The organism is Candidatus Eisenbacteria bacterium (genome assembly GCA_035577985.1).
Lineage (GTDB): Bacteria > Desulfobacterota > Binatia > DP-6 > DP-6 > DATJZY01.
The window spans coordinates 19,572-36,612 of sequence record DATJZY010000077.1 but is presented as its reverse complement, the minus strand read 5'-3'; the positions used below and the strand labels follow the sequence as shown (position 1 = coordinate 36,612).

Below are 17,041 nucleotides of genomic sequence, written 5' to 3'. Positions count from 1 at the left end.
CTCGAGCACCCGGTGCTCGCCGATGCCTATCGTCAAGTGCGCGCAGGCCACCTGCCTCGCTGGTCGATCGGACGCTGGGGCGGCTCGCCGCTCGCATCGGATGCGGTCATCGGGGCGCTCTATCCGCCGTACTATCTCGGCTACGGGTTGGTGCCCTTTCCGCACCTCCGTGCGATCGATGTCATCGCGTGCGTCCACCTGGGCGTGCTCCTCGCCGGCGTCGTGTGGCTGATGACCGGCCTCGGCGTCGGCCCCGCAGGGACCCTCGTGGCCACGGGACTCGTCGCCACCAACCCGACGCTCGTGCAGATCGCTCGCACGTGGATCGAGTACTGGGCTGCGCTCGCCTGGTGGCCCTGGCTCCTCGGCGCCGCGGTCCGCCTCGCCGCGGCGCCGTCGCCGCGCTACGGCGCGCTCGCCGCGGCGGCGCTGGCGGCGCAGGTATACGCCGGCTATCCACAGTTCGCCCTCTACAGCGGCGTCGTGGCGCTCATGCTGATCGTCACCGGCGCGAGGGTGCCGCTCGCGCGGCGGCTCGCGATCGCCGCCGTCGTCGGTGCGGCCGGCGTCGCGTTGGCCTCGCCGCCCCTGCTCTCGGGCCTCGCGATGGCGCGCGACTCGACGCGGCTCGGTCCCGAGCACACCGCGGCGCTCGCTGCGCTCGACACGTTCGCGCTCGCGCCCGGCGGGTGGCTCGACGTCGTCCGTAGGTCCCCCATCTCGCCACTCCTACCCTGCAAGCTCGCGCCCGTCGCCGTCGCGCTGGCGGTCCTCGGCGCGACCACGCCGCGCCCGACCGCGCGCGTGCTCGCCGGTGCCGCGCTCACGACGGCCGTGCTCGCGACCCGCCCCACCACGCTCTTCCATCTCCTCCACTCCGTGCCACCCTTCAGCTTCTTCGCGGGACCGGTGAAGCTCTTCTACGTGACCGCGTTCCTCGTGCCGGTCCTGGCCGGCGTCGGGGTCGAGCGCCTCGCGCGGTCGAGCCGGCAATGGCAACCCGCCGTCACGCTGGTCGTGGCGGCCGTCGCCCTCGTGACGAGCACGTGGTTCCTCGCCGGGACGCGCGCCCTCGTCGCGCCTGCTCCCTTCTCCGGCGGCGCCTTTGCGCCGCTCCTGCGCGAGGGCCCCGAAGCGATCGCCGGCGGCCTGCGCGCGGCGCGCTGGCTCGCGCTCGCGGACGGCCCGCCGCTACGCCAGGTCGGCCTCAACTACGGATCGCTGTGGGACGTGGGGTCGCTCAACGGTGTCGGACCCCTGCCGGCGTGGCGGCAGCTCGCCGTGATGGAGTCGGCCGACCCGAACGCCGCCGTTGCGCTCGTGCGTCAGGTCGGAGCCGACGCGGTCGTCGTGCAGGCGGGGAGCCGTGTCGAAGCCACGCTGCTGGAGGCGAAGTTCGCCGGGCCGCCGGTGCGATCCGGTCTGCGGGCGCTGCGTCCCCCGTTCGCCGCCGCGCCGCGCTTCCAGCTGGCCGCCGAGGCCACCGCCCTCGGTCCCGACGACATGATCGCGCGCGCGCGGCGCGGCGAGGCGCTCACGTCGGATCACGCCGACGTCGAAACGACGCCCACGGGCACGACCTGGAGCGGCGACCCGCGCGGCACGCTCCTCGTGCTGCGCCAGACCCCGGAGCTCGCCCGCATGCGCGTGCGCGTCGATCGCCCGACCTGGCTCGTCGCGCGCGACGCTCATCGGGGCGGCTGGGAAGCCACGCTCGATGGTCGCCCCGCCGCGCTCGTCCCCGCAGGCGGCTTCTTCCAGGCGCTCCTCGTTCCGCCCGGCAACCACGAGATCGTGGTCGCGTACGAGATCCAGGGGCTGCGCGAGGGCGCCGTGGTCGCGCTGCTCGCGCTCGCGATCCTGCCGGCGCTGCTCGCGCTCGCGACGGCGCCTCGTCGCGTACCACCCGCTACGGCGAGCAGCGCCTTCCGGACCGCATCGGCCACCACCCGCGCATAGAGCTCGTGCCCGGCCGCGCTCGGATGCACGGCGTCGACGAACAGGACATCGTCGCCGCGCGGGTCGCTCCGGAAGGCGTCGTGGACGTCGGCAAGCGGTGCGCCCGTGGCGGCGGCCGCGCCGCGCACGGCTGCATCGTAGGCCGGGAACGTGGCCCACTTCGCCTCGTAGTCGCCGCGGCGCGGCGGAACCACGAGCACGGCTTCCGCGCCGTGGGCGCGGCTCGTCTCGACGATCGCCCGCAGGGCGCGGGCGAAGCTGTCGACGGTCTCGTTCGGCGCCGAGTCGACGCCCTTCGGGACGACGTCCTCCGGCCCCGGAAGCGGCAAGGGCGGCAGGATCCATCGCTCGGCGAGCTGCATGATGCGCAGGTCGCGCAGGCGCATCGCCCACGGTTGGACGCTGGCCGCACGCGCGAGGCGCGTCTCCACGTCCATGTCGAGCGCGGGGATCGCCTCGTTGACGGCGCCGAACGCTGCCACGAGGACCCGCGGCTGGTAGGCGAGCACCCGCCCCTCCAGCAGCCGCGATCCCTGCAGCGCCGTGAAGCCGATCACGCCGAAGTTCAGGACCTTGCTGCGCGGGAGGTGTCGCTCGAGCTGCATGGCATACGTCTGGGGCGTGCACACGCCGAGACCGAACGTGCTCGAGTCCCCGATCGTCGCGATGCGCAGCACCCCTGGCGGCGGCGTGCGGGGATGCGGTGCGCCGCGGTAGCCGTCGGCGTTGATCGTGTTGCCGCAGCGGTCGGCCGTCGCCCCTGGACGCGGCTCCCAGAGCCAGCGCGGGTCGAAGCGGTTGAGACCCTGCCCGGCGCCGACCACGACTTCGGGCGCGTGGTACTCGAAGCCGGCGACCCGCAGGCCCAGCTCGAGAGCGCCGGAGGAGCCCCAGCCCGATCGCTTCACGAGGGCGCGTCCCCGACCGCGAACAGCAGGAGATCGCCGTCGCGCACGACGAGCCGCAGGCCGTCGCGCCCGCCCGCGGTCGCGAGCGCGAGCCAGGCGGCGCGCGTGCCCGCGTCGACGTACGCCGTGTCGACGATCAGCGAGGCGAGGCCCGTCTCCCGTCGCAGGGTCGCGAGCGCGTCGCGCTCCGGGAGCCGCATCGCGAGCTGCATGCGGGCGGGCCACCCGGTCGGCCAGTAGCTCGAGTAGCCGTTCAGCAGCGGCCGCCAGTAGAAGATCGACCGGTACATCGCGCGTGCGTGCGGCCACGCCTGCGTACCCTGCCATCCGACCGGGAGCTCGAGGACGGGCCCCCGGCCGGCGCGGAGCGCCTCCATCACCGTGGACCTGCCGTCGATCGCCGGCGCGATCTCGAACCGGTGCCGCTCGGGGACGTCGTATTCGACGGCGAGGAGTACGACCACGAGCGCGGCGGCGATGGGAACGAGCCGGCCACGGCCCCGCGCGACGAGCCACGCCGCGATCTCGGCGAACGCGAGCCCCGCGACCAGCGCGAGACCGATCATCGCCGCGATGCCGAGCCGCGAGAAGTCGCGGATCGTGTCGGGCACGAACGGAACCAGGTGCTCGAGCGCGACGAAGTACGGCAGGCGAAGCGGTGCGCTCCCGAACAGCGTCACGACGGGCGTCGCCATCGCAAACCCCATCGCCGTCCAGAGCCATGCGTGCCGCCACGCCTGCCCGGGTGCACCGGGCTCCCTGCGCCGCGCGAGGCGAGCGAAGATGCCGAGAACGACCACGGCGAGCGTCGTCACCGCGATCCACGTGGGCGCGCTGCGCCGCACGAGGTCCTCGGGCACGCGCGTCGCGATGCGCGGGATACCGCCGATCGGCGCGACCGGTATGCCCGCCAGCGCCGGCGAGTCGGGACGTGCGGTCCACATGCTCTGGTCGTGCAGGGCCGGGTTGGCGCTGCGGACCGCGAAGTACGCGACGTAGATCGGCGCCATCACGACGAGCGCCAGGCCGAGTGCCGCCGCGAGCCGCACGCCCGCCGTGCGCGTCGCCGGACGCGCCAGGCGCGCCACCGCGAGGACGACGAGCGGCGGAAACACGGTCGCGGCGAGGTAGACCAGGTTCGCGAGCGCCTGGAAGACGATCAGGGGAACGAGCACCAGCGCCCGGCGCCAGGACGGGTTCGGGCGGCTCGTGAGGTACACGAGCAGCGGGAAACCGAGCAGCACGGTGTAGCTCGGGGCCCAGGGAAAGAAGCGCCAGACGCCCCACGGGTCGACCAGGAAGACGGCGCCCGCGACGATCCCGGCCGCGTGCGATCCCGTCCACCGCCGCACGACCGCGTGGAAGCACGTCGCCGTGAGCGCGAGGCAGAGCAGGAAGACGACGTTGATCGCGAGCGCCGGGTTGCCGGTCGCGAGGAAGACGGGCGCGAAGAACGGGAGCGCCGAGAGCCCGGGGTCGCCGAACAGGAGCGCGTGCGGGGCCGGCCAGTAGATGTTGGCGTCGAGGTAGTGTGCGGGATCGGCCGCCAGGGCGTGGCTCTGCCAGGCGAGCGTCCACGCGATGTACGGGATGTCGGTGCGACACACGATGAGCGTGTTCGCGAGGTGGGTCCCCAGGTGGGCGCCGAGCGGCCACGTGAGCCAGACGAGCACCGCGATGTAGCCCGCGAGCACGACGACCGGCGCCGTCGCCCGCAGGATCATCGCGGCGCACTGTCACATGCGACCCGACGCCGGGTCAACCGATGGATCGACGTCGGGCGTTGCGCAGCTCGGGCCTGGACGGGTACGGTTCGGCAGGCGGGCGACGATCAATGATCCAGGCGGTCGGCACAGACGGACGGCCATCCAGGGCCGGTGCGCCGGGCGTGGTGATCATGCTCGCGACGGCCCTGGTGTACTTCGCCGCCGCGAAGCTCGGCCTCACGATGGCCTTCTCGGCCGAGCAGGTGACGCTCGTGTGGCCACCCAGCGGCATCGCGCTCGCGAGCGTGGTGCTGCTCGGACGTCGATGGGTCGTGCCCGGAATCGCTCTCGGCGCCTTCCTGGCGAACGCGACCGCGAACGAGCCGCTGGGGACGGCCGCCGGCATCGCCGTCGGCAACACGCTGGAGGCCCTGATCGGTGCCTGGCTGCTCGAGCGCGCGCACACGCGTCCCGCGCTCGACCGACTGCGCGACGTGCTGGCCCTCGTCGCTCTGGCCGCGGCCTGCAGCACGATGGCTTCCGCCACGATCGGCGTCGTGAGCCTCTGCCTCGGCGGCGTGCAGCCGTGGAGCGCGTCCGCGACATTGTGGTGGACGTGGTGGATCGGCGACGCCCTGGGCGACCTCGTCACGGCGCCGCTGCTGCTCGTGTGGGCGACGGCGCAGCCCGCTCTCCTCCCGTCGGAGCGCCGCGGCGAGGCGGCGACGCTCCTCCTCGCCACCTTCGCCGTCGGCGCCGTGGTGTTTGCCGGGCGTCACGTGGGCCCGCTCGCGGGCTACCCGTTCCACTATGCCGTCTTCCCCCTCGTCGTGTGGGCGGCGCTGCGGTTCGGACAGCGTGGAACGGCGACCGTGACCTTCGTCACGGCGGCACTGGCGATCTCGAACACCGTGCGTGGTTCGGGGCCCTTCACGGGCGAGCCGGTGGAGGAGAGCCTCTTCCTGCTGCAGCTCTTCATGGCCATCGTTTCCGTGACCGGGCTCCTCCTCGGCGCCGCCATCACCGAACGAGACGTCGCTCGCCGCCAGGTGAATCGCGAGTACGACCGCCTGCAGGCGAGCGAGCAGCGCCTGCGATTCGCGCTCGCCGCCGGCCGGATGGGGGTGTGGGACTGGAACATCACGTCCGGCGAGGTGAAGTGGTCGGACAACCTCGAGGCGATCCACGGGCTCACGCCGGGATCGTTCCCGGGGACGTTCGAAGGCTTTCGAAGACTCGTACACCCGGACGACCACGCCAAGGTGGACGCCGCCATCGCCCGCGCCGTTGAGGAGGGAACGGACTACGAAATCGATTACCGCAATCTCCGCTCGGACGGCACCGTCGGATGGATCAACGGGATCGGGCACGTTCTGAGCGATGCGCATGACCGCCCCGAGCGCATGATCGGCGTGGCCATGGACGCCACGGAACGACATCGGATGACGGCGGAGCTGGCCGCACACGCCCGCGACCTCGCGGACGCCGCCCGCCGCAAGGACGAGTTTCTCGCCATGCTGTCCCACGAGCTGCGCAACCCGTTGGCGCCGCTCCATACCGCGCTCGAGCTGCTGCGCCGCGGGGTCGGCGCGCGCGCCCTCGACATCGCGGAGCGGCAGTTGAAGCAGCTCGTCCGGCTCGTGGACGACCTCCTCGACGTGTCGCGCATCACGCAAGGCAAGATCGTGCTCCGCAAGGAGCCGACGGCGCTCGACGACGTCGTCGCACGGGCCGTCGACTCGGTTCGCCCGCTGCTCGACGAGCGCGGCCACGCGTTCGACCTGAGGCTCCCCGCAGAGCGCATCTGGGTCGACGGCGACCCGGCGCGACTGACCCAGGTATTCGCGAACCTCCTCGGCAACGCCGTCAAGTACACGCCGGCGAACGGCTCGATCTCGCTCGTCGTGGACACCACGGGGGACGGGGTCGGGATCCGCGTCCGCGATACGGGCGTCGGAATCCCCGCCGATCTGCTCCCGCGTGTGTTCGACCTGTTCGTGCAGGGCGAGCGCTCGCTCGATCGCTCGCACGGCGGCCTCGGCCTGGGGCTCACCATCGTGCGCCGTCTGGTCGAGCTGCACGGGGGACGGGTGGAAGCACGAAGCCCCGGTGGAACGGGGTGCGAGATCGTCGTCGACCTGCCGCGGCTTCCGTCGGCGCTCGTCCCGAAGGCGGAACCCGCGGTCCGACCGGCCCGGCCGGTCGCGCCCGCCCGCGTGCTCATCGTCGAGGACAACGAGGACTCGGCCGAGAGCCTCTCGGAGCTGTTCGAGTCGCTCGGCCACGAGGTGCGCGTCGCGGCGACGGCCGGGGCCGCGCTCGAGGTCGTCGGCGAGTGGACCCCCGATGTCGTCGTCTCCGACATCGGCCTTCCCGGCATGGACGGCTACCAGCTCGTGCGTGCACTTCGCGAGCGCAAGACGCTCGATCGAACCATGTTCATCGCGCTGTCGGGCTACGGCAGGGACGAGGACAGGCAGCTCGCCATGGAGGCGGGCTTCGACCACCACTTCGTGAAGCCACCCGACATCGACGCGCTCGCCGCATTGCTGGGTCGTCCCGCGGCCGCCGGCGCCGAGGGCGTCTCGCGCGCGCTCAGCTGAGGCCTCATCGCGCGTCCCGCCCGTTGGTCTTAGACGCGACGTGCCGCGAGAGACGCCGGCGCGTCAGCCGCCCGCGCCCGGAAAGATCGCGATCGCGTTGCGATCGCCGGGTGCATGCACGAACGCCGAGGCGCCGTGCCGCTCCGCGAAGGCGCGGAAGGTTTCGAGGTCGTAGCGTTCCATGTGCTCGGTCCCGACGCCGGGGTTCGTCGCCGCCGCCACCAGGCGCCCGATCACGCCGGGGACCGCCGTCGACAGGTTGTGGACGGGCTCCGAGAGGATCACCGCCTCGCGCGCCGCAGCCCGCATCCGCCCGAGGACGGCGTCGGCCTGCGAGCGCACGTGGTAGAAGCTCGAGCACATGACGACGTAGTCGGCGGGCGGAATCGGGTCGGCCAGCACGTTGAAGGACCGGACCGGCACGCCGCGCTTGCGCGCCCCCATGACGAAGTGGCCGTTGAAGTCGAGGCCGAGGTAGCTGCCGCCACGGTCCTTCAAGGCGTCGCGGTAGAGCCGGCCGGTGCCGCAGCACACGTCGACGACGCTCGCGCCGGGCCGGATGCGGTCGGCGACCGCCCGGTAGGTCGCGAGGTACTGGCGCCCGTAGAGCATCCGCATGAGGGCGTCGTAACCGATGCAGGTCCAGTAGATCGGCGACTTGTTCGCGAGCGAGAGACCCACCTTCGGCCGGAACTTCGACAGCTCGACCAGGTACTGCCAGGTGTCGGGCAGCAGGCGCACCGTCGAGCGCTTGTCCATGCGCCGCAGGAAGAGGACGGGCATCTCGACGATGCGGAGGTTCGCGAGCGCGGCGCGCGCCATCACCTCAGTGTCCCAGAACCAGCCGTCGCACTCGGAGCCCAGGACGACGTCGGTCGCGGTGGCGCGATTGAAGAACTTGCAGCCCGTCTCGGTGTCGCGCACGCCGCAGTCGAGCAGCACCTTCAGGAGCCCGCGATAGACCATCGAGAGCACGTGGCGATGGACGCCGCCCGTCTGGCGCAGGAGGTAGTGCCGGAACCCCGTCGCGACGTCGACGCCATGGCGCGCGACGAGCGTCACGAGCGCCGGCACGTAGATCGCGTCCACCTCGAGGTCGATGTCCAGAAACCCGGTGACGCGTCCGGTCGTCGCCGCGTAGCCCGTCTTGAACGCCCCGCCCCGGCCGCGATTCCTCTCGTGGAAGACGAAGCGACAGCGCGGCGTCGTGCGGCAGATCTCCTGGATCACGCGTCGCGTGTCGTCGCGCGAGCAGTCGTCGACGAAGAGGATCTCGTAGGCGAGCCGCGTCTGGTCGAGCACCTCCACCAGACGTGCCGTGCTGGCCGCGAGGTGCGGCGCCTCGTCGTAGCACGGCACCACGACCGAGAGGTCGAGGTCCGTCATCCGCCGAGCACGACCCGGAGCGCCCGCACGACGTCGGCCGCGTCCTCGTCGGTCACGGCGACCGAGAGCGGGATCGAGAACGTGCGCGCGCCGATCCACTCGGCGTTCGGGAAGTCCCCCTCGCGATGCCCGTAGGTACGGCGGTAATAGTCGAGCAGATGGACGGCGCGGTAGTGGACGCCGGTGCCGATTCGCAGCGCGTGCAGGCGCGACAGCACCTGGTCGCGCGTGACGCGCGTGCGCCCATCGTCGACCAGGCACGTGAAGAGGTGGAGCGCGTGACGGATGTTCGCCGGCCACGGCGCCGGCAGCACGAGCGGGAGATCGCGTAGCTCGCGCAGGTAGAAGTCCCACAGCTCGCGACGGCGGTGCCACAGGCGCTCGACGCGCGCGAGCTGGTGGATGCCGAACGCCGCCGCGAGGTCGGTGAGGTTGTACTTGAAGCCGGCTTCGACCACGTCGTAGTGCACGAAGCCGTCGTCGCCGTAGCGCATCCATGCGTCCTTGCTCATGCCGTGGAGGGCCGCGACGGTGATCCGCTCGGCGAGCGCCGGATCGCGGCACACGACCATGCCGCCCTCGACCGTCATGACGTTCTTGGTGACGTAGAAGCTGAAGCAACCGAAATCGCCGAACGTGCCGCAGTGCCGGCCGTCGATCGTGCTCTCGATGGCGTGGGCGGCGTCCTCGACCACGCGGAGGCCGTGGCGCTCCGCGAGCGCCATGAGCGCCGGCATGTCGCAGGGACGTCCCGCGAAGTGCACCGGCACGATCGCGCGCGTGCGCGGGCCGATCCTGGCCGCGACCGCCGCCGGATCGAGGTTCATGGTCGCGCGATCGCAGTCGGCGAAGACGGGCGTCAAGCCGGCGTGGATGATCGCGTTCACCGTCGCGCAGAAGGTCATCGGCGAGGTGACGACCTCGGCGCCCGGCTCGAGGCCGAGCGCGCGCAGCGCGAGGTGCAGGGCCGCCGTGCACGAGCCGACGCCGACGGCAGGCCCCCCGCCCACGTAGGCCTGGAAGTCGCGCTGCAGGCGCGCCACGCGCGGCCCGGTGCCGAGCCAGCCCGAGTCGATGCAGGCGAGCACCTCGGCGCGTTCCTCGGGCCCGATGTACGGGGCACCGAAGACGAGGTAGCGGTCACGCCACGGCTGCATGCTCGCTCTTCGCGCGGGCGAGGCGGGCGACGAGGCTGGCGCCCGCCGGCATCGCGAGCCGCTCGTCGCCGACCCAGCGGGCCTCGCTCGACGTGACCCGATAGAGCGTCTCGTTGAGCCACGGCGCCGTCGGCCGCAGGTTCGAGTGCTCGCGCGCCGCCGGATCGAGCAGGCGCCGGGTCCAGACGACCGCCGCCACGGCGGGGAGGATCGCGAGGTTGAAGTAGCTCGCGTAGAGCACTTGGAGCCCCGCCCGCTCGCACGCTCCGACCAGCATGCGGCGCGTGTAGCGCCGGCGGTGGCGGCTGATCACGTCCTCGCCGCTCCACAGCCAGCGATACGCGGGCACGGTCAGGACGAGCTGTCCTCCCGGCGCGACGAAGCGCTCCATCGCGCGGAGCCCCTCGACGTCGTCGTCGCAATGCTCGAGCACGTCGAGCGCGAGCACGATGTCGTAGCGGCCGTGGTGTGCGCCGAGGTCGTCGCGCAGGTCGAGGAGCGGATAGCCGGTCGTCTTCTGGAACTCCCGCAGCGCTTCGTCGGCGACGTCGGCGCCCGCGACCTCGCCGAAGCGGGCGAGCCACGGCAGGTTGAAGCCCGTGCCGCAGCCGTAGTCGAGCAGGCGCAGGCGCCGCCCCGGCGCGCCGACCGCCGCCGCCGCGCGCGTCACCTGGCGCAGCACGAGATCGCGCCGGGAGCGAAACCACCAGTGCGTGGCCTCGTAGGTGGCCGTGACCTCGTAGCCTTCGCGGAGCATGCCGGCCGGGGGCGGTTGTAGGGCACCCCCCGCGCGAGCGTCAATCGGAAGGCTCGCCGCGGCAAGCGCCATGCTCACTGCAGATAGCCGAGCGCCTTCAGCGCCCGCGTGCGATCGGCGTCGAGCGGTGCGGCGGCCGTCGTCTGGATGCGCTTGGCGACCTCGGCGCAGCCGTCGCGGAACGCCGTGATGCGCGCGGCGCCCGCGGCCGCCTCGTCCTTGTGCTCGGGCGCCAGGTCGTGCTGCTCGCGCGGATCGGTCGCGACGTCGTACAGCTCGGTGCCGCTCGGCTTCACGATCCATGCGCGATCGTCGGTGCGCAGCAGCGTCTGTCGCGGCCCCCAGAGCTGCTCGGCGAACACGTCGCCGCGCGCGAGCGGCTCGCCCCGCACGAGCGGCGCGAGGCTCCGGCCCTGCAGGCCGTCGGGGACGCCCTGCCCGAGGAGCTCCAGCACCGTCGGCGTGAGGTCGATGATCGACACCGCCGTCGGAACCCGACGCCCGCCGGCCGCGAGCGTCGGATGGTGGAGCACGAGCGGCACGTGCACCTGCTCGTCGTAGACGCCCCGCGCGTGGCCGATGCCGCCGTGCTCGCCGAACTCGGTGCCGTGATCCGAGGTCACGACGACGAGCGTGCGCTCGGCGAGGCCCGTGCGCCGGAGCCACCCGAGGATGCTCGCGAGGAGGTCGTCGGTGTAGCGCAGCCCCTCGTCGTAGGCCGCCTCCTGCACGAGCGCCTCGGGCGACGCGGGCGGAACGACGAACAGCCCCTTGTAGTACGCGGGCACCTTGAACGGGGTGTGCGGCTGATAGGTGTGGAGGAAGAAGAAGAACGGGTCGGTCGCGTGCCGTGCGATCCAGCCGCGCGCGACCTCGGTCGTGTCGGGAAAGAGGCCGACCGGCTCGTCGCCGGTCCACACCTGATCGCGGTAGGCGTCGAAGCCGCGGTTGAACCCGATGTCGCCCTTGATGAGGCCGTCCTCGGTGACGGCGCCCGTCGAGTAGCCGGCGCGCGCCAGCACCTCGGCGAGCGTGGTGACGCTCGCCGCCAGCGTGACGCTGGGTGCGATCACACGGTGCGCGCACGGATAGAGACCCGTCAGCATCGACATGTGCGACGCCGTCGTCGACGGGAAGGGGGCGATCGCCTGGTCGAAGCGCACGCCCTCGCCGGCGAAGGCGTCGAGCACGGGTGACGTCGCGCGCTTGTAGCCGGCGCCCGAGAGGTGGTCCGCGCGCACGGTGTCGAGGGAGATGAGGAGCAGGTTCGTGCGCGCGGGCGCCGGCGGCGCCGTACGCACGAGGATCGGCCGCGCCCAGACGGGAAAGGTCGCGCCCTCCCCTTCGACGTGCGCGTCGAGCCCGATCGTGACCGGACCTTCCATCGCCGGCTGCAGCTCGACCTCGGCGTCGATCCAGCCGCGGTCGCCGGCGCGGCGCGCGGGATCGAGCCGGCGGCTCCAGAGCGGCGTCGGCGGATCCCCCTTCGTCGTCTCGCTGACGATGAAGGTGACCGGCGGCGCCCCCGGGCCCCAGCCCGGGTCCTGCACGCCGAAGCCGATGCGCAGGCCGTCGCCCGCCGTCACGACGATGGGCTCCGTCTCGACGTGCAGATCGGGGGGCGCCGTCGCCGGCCAGGCCCAGACGCCATAGGCGACCTTGCGGCCGACGTCGTCGGCGCCGAAGCGCAGCGTGAGCTTCGTGGGCAGCGACGCGGCGGCGAGCGGCGGCTGCAGCGCCGCGCGCATGGCGGGCTCGTGCATGAAGCCGCGCTCGAGGAAGCGATCGTTGTTGCCCTGGGTCACGACCCGGTCGAAGTCCTTGAGGGTCGCCGCCGCGATCGGCTCCGTCGGAGCGTCGGCGTACGTGAACGCCTCGGTCACCAGGCGCACGGCTCCCTTGGCCGCGGCGGGATCGAGCGCCACCTCGATCGTGCGGCCGGGCGGAACGACCACGTCCTTGCCGCTCGCGGCGCGATGGATCTGCGCGCACGCGGTCGCCGGACGCGTCTCGCCCAGGTGCTCCACCGCACAGTGGGTCCAGCCCAGGCCGCCGCCGAGCCGCGTGATCGCGATCTCCCCGGCACGCGCCGCGTGGGCGGCGACGAGGAACGCCACCGCGGCGAGGACGCGCGTCATCCTGACGACCCACCCGGGCGCGCGAGGAGCACGAGGTCGAGCGCGTGCTCGAGGTCGCGCCCGTGCACGCTGAAGTCCGCCGGTCCGACGTCGGGCATCGCGGCGCCGGCGCCGATCCGCCGGCGCACGAGGCGCGCGAGGCGCGGGAAGACGCCGCGTACGATGAAGCCGGGCACGAGGTTGCGAAGCCCGAGGGGATCCAGGCGCAGGATGCGCCGCACCTGCTCGCCGCGCGCCCGCTCGTAGGCGAGCACGCGCGCGGAGCCGTTCATGCCCTCGACGCGAACCCCGGGCAGCACCGGCGCCGCCAGGGCGAGCAGCTCGGGCGCCGTCCACTCCCGCAGGTGGTACGGGTTCTCGGACACGGACATGAGGCGATTCGGCGTCGTCACGATCATCTCGCCGCCCGGCGCGATGCGCGCCGCGAGCGCGCGCAGGTAGCCGACCGGATCGGGCAGGTGCTCGATCACCTGGAAGCTCACCACGAGGTCGAACTGGCGGCCGAGCGCCTCCAGGTGCTCGAGGTCCGCCACCTCGAAGCGCAGGCGCGGATGCCGATGGCGGGCGCGCGCGACCGTGATGGGCTCGATGCGGTCGACGCCCACGACCTCGCGCGCGGCGTCGGCGAGCCGGGCCGCGCCGTACCCCTCGCCGCAGCCAGCGTCGAGCACGCTCTTGCCGGGCGCGCGCGTCGCCGCGAAGTCGTAGGCGGCCATGTGGCGCGCCATGTCGACGCCGAACTCGGCGTCGCCGCCGCCGGGCAGCCGCTCGCCGGTGAAGGCGCTCATTGCACGACTCCATGGGCACGCTCGAGGCGTGCCAGCGCCTCGCCGGCGAAGGCACGCGTCGTGGCGTCCGAGTCCGCCGCGAGCGCCACCAGCTCGGGGCGCGCCGCGGCGTCGCCGATCGCGCCCAGCGCCCAGACCGCCGCCACGCGCACCCCGGCCTCGCGGTCGCCCGTCGCCTTGCGGAGCGCCGGACCCGCCGGCCCGAGCCGCGCCGCGCCCGCCACCCAGGCGGCGACCTCGCGCCCGAGCGTGTCGGGTTGCGTGAGCCCCTGCTCGAGGCAGTGTGCGAGCTCGTTCGGCGACGTCGCCGCCGACGCGATCAGGAAGTCCGGCATCATGTCCTGCACGTCGTGCTTCTGCTGCCCGAGCATCCCCACGAGATCGCAGAGCACGTGCGGGAAGCCGAGCGTCACGAGCCCTTCGGCCGACACCACCTGCAGGTAGGGCCGCTTGGTCTCCTGGCGCAGGGTCTGGGTGAAGAACGGCGCCGCGCCGGCGTCGCGCCGCTCCGTCAGCGCCCAGGCGGCGAACACGCCCACCTGACGGCGGATCTTGTAGTCGTCCATCCAGTGCCGGACCTTCTCCACGTCGATGCCCGCGAGCGCCTGGACGGCGTCCTCCGCATGCCAGCCCGGCTCGGGCACGAGCGCCCAGCGGCGCACCGTCTCGGCGAGCGCGATGAAGTTGAGGGCGCCCGCAGCCTCGCCGCGCACGCGACCCGTCGTGCTCTCGAAGACGTCGTAGGCGAAGTCGACGGCGCGCACGTCGCCCGTCTCGGCGAAGTTGCGCAGCACGAGCAGCATGGTCGGCTCGTCGGGCGCGATCGAGCGCACGACGGCGTCGACGCCGGCGGGCGATCCGGCCGCGTCGAGGATGGCGAGGACCGCCTTGCGGCGCAGCTCGCGGTCGGGATCGGCGAGCTCGGCCACCCAGCGATCGCGCGGGGGCGCGGTCGTGAACTCCATCGCCACCAGCGGCTCGGGCGGGAGGTCCGAGCGGCGCAGGACCGCATAGCGCCCGAAGCGTGCCGCGACCTCGTAGTGGCGCTCCAGGTGCTCGCGCAGGATGAAGTAGTACGCCGGCGCCTGCGCGAAGAATCCGAGCCGCCGCGACAGGGTCACGACGAAGCGCGGGGGCTCGGCGGCGAGCGTACGGACGACCTCCGCCTCGGCCAGATGGTCGGGCCGGCCGGGGAAGTAGTAGTCGTGCGGCGTCGGCGTGGGATGACCGAGCGCGTACGGCACGAGGGCGACGGCGGGGAACGCGAACAGGGCCTCGTTCGGCTCGAGACGCTCCCGCAGGTACGCGAGCGTCGCGTTCATCGCCTGGAAGTCGGCCGAGCGCTCGCCTTCGACGTGCACGGCCACGTCGGGCGCCGCGAGCCCGAGCGGCGCCTCGCCGAGCGGCCCCTCGAGGTTCGGCACGGCCGAGATCAGCGCGAGCGCGAGCGCGGCCGCCGCCATGGCGTTCCCCACCAGCGCCGGCGACACGCCGAGCACCCTGCCCCACGCGCGCCCCATCCGCGCCGTCACGATCGCCGCCAGCACGAGCGCCGACGGCAGCGCGATGATGAGGTGCATCGTGTCGATGCGCGGATAGAGCATGACGAACATGCAGAGCGCGAAGACGAGATGGCCAAGGAGGCGCCGTCCGGCGACGTCGAGCGTCGCCTGCGCGCCGCGCAGCCTGCCGAGGCAGTGCCAGCCGACGCCGAGCCCCATCATCGGGACGACGTAGAAGCCCACGTGCTGCGCCTGCCACGTGATCGAGCGCGCGAGGCCCTCGGGGATCTGCGCCCAGGCGACGAGAGAGATCGCGAAGAGCGCCCCGCCGCCCGCCACCCACCCGATGGCGCGACCGACCCGCAGCGCTCCGCGCTCGGCGCGCAGGCCGAGCACGCCGGCCACGACCAGCAGGACGGCGAACACGGCGGGCCAGCCGGCCGGGAAGCCGAGCGGCACCGGGTACGGCGTCGCGTAGATGCGGTCGGCATCCGAGCCGATGAGGAGCACCTCGCGCAGGAAGCCGCCGACGCCGAGGCGCGCTAGGAAATAGGCGATCCAAGGCAGCGTCACGACCAGGCCGCCTGCGGCGATACGCGCGACGGCGGGCCACAGGCGGATCGGCGTGGCGAGCGGCGCACGCGCGCGCCGGGCCCGCACCCACAGCAGCACCAGCATGGGCCCGACGATGAGCGGGAACTCCGCGCCGCCCACCTGCAGGTTGAAGGCGAGCAGGAGGACCACCCCCGCGAGCCCCATGAGGACGCGGCTTCCGCGCCGGTTCGGATCGCCGTCGCCGGCGCGCTCGATCGCGAGCACGAGCCCGCACGCCAGCACGGCGAGCACGCCCGCGTTCGGCTTGAAGGTGAACGCAAGCCCGACCGCGACCCCGGCCCACACGAGCGGTGCCGGCGCGCGACGCGCGAGATGGCGGTCCATGGCGAGCTGCGCCACGAGGAAGCACAGCCCGGCGTACCAGGACGGATACGGCACGTTGAACGAGGCGAACTCGCCGACGAAGCACGGCAGGAACGCCGCGTAGCCGAGCGCCGCCACCGCGGCGAGGACGCCCCCCGCGAGCGGCCGCGCGAGCACGTAGATGAGCGCCACGGTGGCGGTGTTCACGAGGACCAGGGCCCAGCGCAGCGGGATCACCGATTCGCCGAAGACACGGAAGAGGACGGCGTTCAGATAGAACGCGCCGGGCGTGTAGCCGGTGTGGAAGTCGAGATACGGCACCTCGCCGCGGAAGGTGCGCGCGATCTGGAGCAGGACCAGACCCTCGTCCTCCAGGTTCACGCCGTAGTGCACGAAGGTGGCGAAGTACGCCGCCGCCACGACGACGACGCCGAGGAGCCCGAGCCGCTGCACGCCGGCCGTCCTCAGAGCCGCCCCAGGCGGTCGGCGAGCTTCAACCACCACACGATCCAGAGGGCCTCGAGCCCGATGCGACGGTTCATCTTCGACTCGCCCTCGACGCGGTCGACGAACAGGATCGGCACCTCCTTGATCGAGCACCCGTGTCGCCAGGCGCGGAAGGTCGTCTCGATCTGGAATGCATACCCGTTCGAGCGCACGCGCTCGGGCTCGACCGCGACCAGGGCCTCGCGCCGCCAGCACTTGAAGCCCCCGGTCGCGTCGCGCACCGGCATCCGGGTGACGCCGCGCACGTAGGCGTTGCCGAAGTAGGAGATGAGCAGCCGCTCGATCGGCCAGTTCACGACCGTGATGCCGTTCAGGTAGCGCGAGCCGAGGACGAGGTCGTGATCGGCCGCCAGGCGCACCATCTCGGCGAGCATCTCGGGCGGATGCGAGAGATCGGCGTCCATCTGGATCACGAGCTCGGGCTGCATCGCGATCGCGACCCGGAACCCTTCCTTGTAGGCCGGACCGATGCCGAGCTTCGGGCTGTGCTTCACCAGGTGGACGCGCGGGTCGCGCGCCGCCATGTCGGCCACGACGGCGGCCGTGCCGTCGGGCGACTCGTCGTCGACCACGACCACCTCGCACGGCGTGGCCGCCAGCGCGAGCGGCACGATGCGCCCGATGTTCTCCCGCTCGTTGTAGGTCGGGATGACCACGACCGCCTTCGGGGGCGTCGACACAGACCGGTCACCATAACCGAGGCCCGCCTGAC

10 protein-coding genes are annotated in these 17,041 nt (G+C 72.8%); 1 reads left to right on the top strand and 9 read right to left on the bottom strand.

From position 1 onward, the window contains the following. Positions 1 to 1,688: 1,688 nt before the first annotated feature. The gene (locus VMS22_11610) at positions 1,689 to 2,867 is read right to left on the bottom strand and encodes an SGNH/GDSL hydrolase family protein (protein HXJ34668.1); all 1,179 of its coding nucleotides are present in this window, start codon (positions 2,865 to 2,867) and stop codon (positions 1,689 to 1,691) included. Further along, positions 2,864 to 4,591 carry a hypothetical protein gene (locus VMS22_11605; protein ID HXJ34667.1) on the bottom strand — a complete coding sequence of 576 codons (1,728 nt, stop codon included), beginning with the start codon at positions 4,589 to 4,591 and terminating at the stop codon, positions 2,864 to 2,866. Before VMS22_11605 ends, VMS22_11610 begins: the two co-directional genes overlap by 4 nt. A gap of 173 nt (positions 4,592 to 4,764) precedes the next feature. On the opposite strand from VMS22_11605, the gene VMS22_11600 reads away from it, so the two are divergent. Then, on the top strand, positions 4,765 to 7,176 hold the full coding sequence (locus VMS22_11600; protein ID HXJ34666.1) for an MASE1 domain-containing protein: 2,412 nt from the start codon (positions 4,765 to 4,767) through the stop codon (positions 7,174 to 7,176). A 63-nt stretch (positions 7,177 to 7,239) separates the two neighbouring features. On the opposite strand, the gene VMS22_11595 is transcribed toward VMS22_11600, so the two are convergent. The 7 genes from VMS22_11595 to VMS22_11565 all read right to left on the bottom strand — a co-directional run bounded on the left by VMS22_11595 (position 7,240) and on the right by VMS22_11565 (position 17,009). After that, positions 7,240 to 8,562: a glycosyltransferase gene (locus VMS22_11595; GenBank protein HXJ34665.1), complete on the bottom strand. Its 1,323-nt coding sequence runs from the start codon at positions 8,560 to 8,562 to the stop codon at positions 7,240 to 7,242. Then, the gene (locus tag VMS22_11590; GenBank protein HXJ34664.1) at positions 8,559 to 9,719 is read right to left on the bottom strand and encodes a DegT/DnrJ/EryC1/StrS aminotransferase family protein; all 1,161 of its coding nucleotides are present in this window, start codon (positions 9,717 to 9,719) and stop codon (positions 8,559 to 8,561) included. The genes VMS22_11595 and VMS22_11590 overlap by 4 nt, the downstream gene beginning before the upstream one ends. Then, the gene (locus VMS22_11585) at positions 9,703 to 10,476 is read right to left on the bottom strand and encodes a class I SAM-dependent methyltransferase (protein ID HXJ34663.1); all 774 of its coding nucleotides are present in this window, start codon (positions 10,474 to 10,476) and stop codon (positions 9,703 to 9,705) included. The genes VMS22_11590 and VMS22_11585 overlap by 17 nt, the downstream gene beginning before the upstream one ends. A gap of 74 nt (positions 10,477 to 10,550) precedes the next feature. Then, on the bottom strand, positions 10,551 to 12,614 hold the full coding sequence (locus VMS22_11580; protein HXJ34662.1) for a sulfatase-like hydrolase/transferase: 2,064 nt from the start codon (positions 12,612 to 12,614) through the stop codon (positions 10,551 to 10,553). Further along, positions 12,611 to 13,402, bottom strand: coding sequence for a methyltransferase domain-containing protein (locus VMS22_11575; GenBank protein ID HXJ34661.1), 792 nt, complete (start codon positions 13,400 to 13,402; stop codon positions 12,611 to 12,613). Before VMS22_11575 ends, VMS22_11580 begins: the two co-directional genes overlap by 4 nt. After that, the gene (locus VMS22_11570; GenBank protein ID HXJ34660.1) at positions 13,399 to 16,275 is read right to left on the bottom strand and encodes a HEAT repeat domain-containing protein; all 2,877 of its coding nucleotides are present in this window, start codon (positions 16,273 to 16,275) and stop codon (positions 13,399 to 13,401) included. The genes VMS22_11575 and VMS22_11570 overlap by 4 nt, the downstream gene beginning before the upstream one ends. Before the next feature lie 11 nt (positions 16,276 to 16,286). After that, a complete protein-coding gene (locus tag VMS22_11565; GenBank protein ID HXJ34659.1) occupies positions 16,287 to 17,009 on the bottom strand; it encodes a polyprenol monophosphomannose synthase in 723 nt (240 codons plus the stop codon). Positions 17,010 to 17,041: the final 32 nt, after the last annotated feature.

Coding starts and splice junctions, on each gene's coding strand:
- VMS22_11605 (HXJ34667.1), bottom strand. CDS start 4,591: ATGATCCTGCGGGCGACGGCGCCGGTCGTCGTGCTCGCGGGCTACATC.
- VMS22_11600 (HXJ34666.1), top strand. CDS start 4,765: ATGCTCGCGACGGCCCTGGTGTACTTCGCCGCCGCGAAGCTCGGCCTC.
- VMS22_11595 (HXJ34665.1), bottom strand. CDS start 8,562: ATGACGGACCTCGACCTCTCGGTCGTGGTGCCGTGCTACGACGAGGCG.
- VMS22_11590 (HXJ34664.1), bottom strand. CDS start 9,719: ATGCAGCCGTGGCGTGACCGCTACCTCGTCTTCGGTGCCCCGTACATC.
- VMS22_11585 (HXJ34663.1), bottom strand. CDS start 10,476: ATGCTCCGCGAAGGCTACGAGGTCACGGCCACCTACGAGGCCACGCAC.
- VMS22_11580 (HXJ34662.1), bottom strand. CDS start 12,614: ATGACGCGCGTCCTCGCCGCGGTGGCGTTCCTCGTCGCCGCCCACGCG.
- VMS22_11575 (HXJ34661.1), bottom strand. CDS start 13,402: ATGAGCGCCTTCACCGGCGAGCGGCTGCCCGGCGGCGGCGACGCCGAG.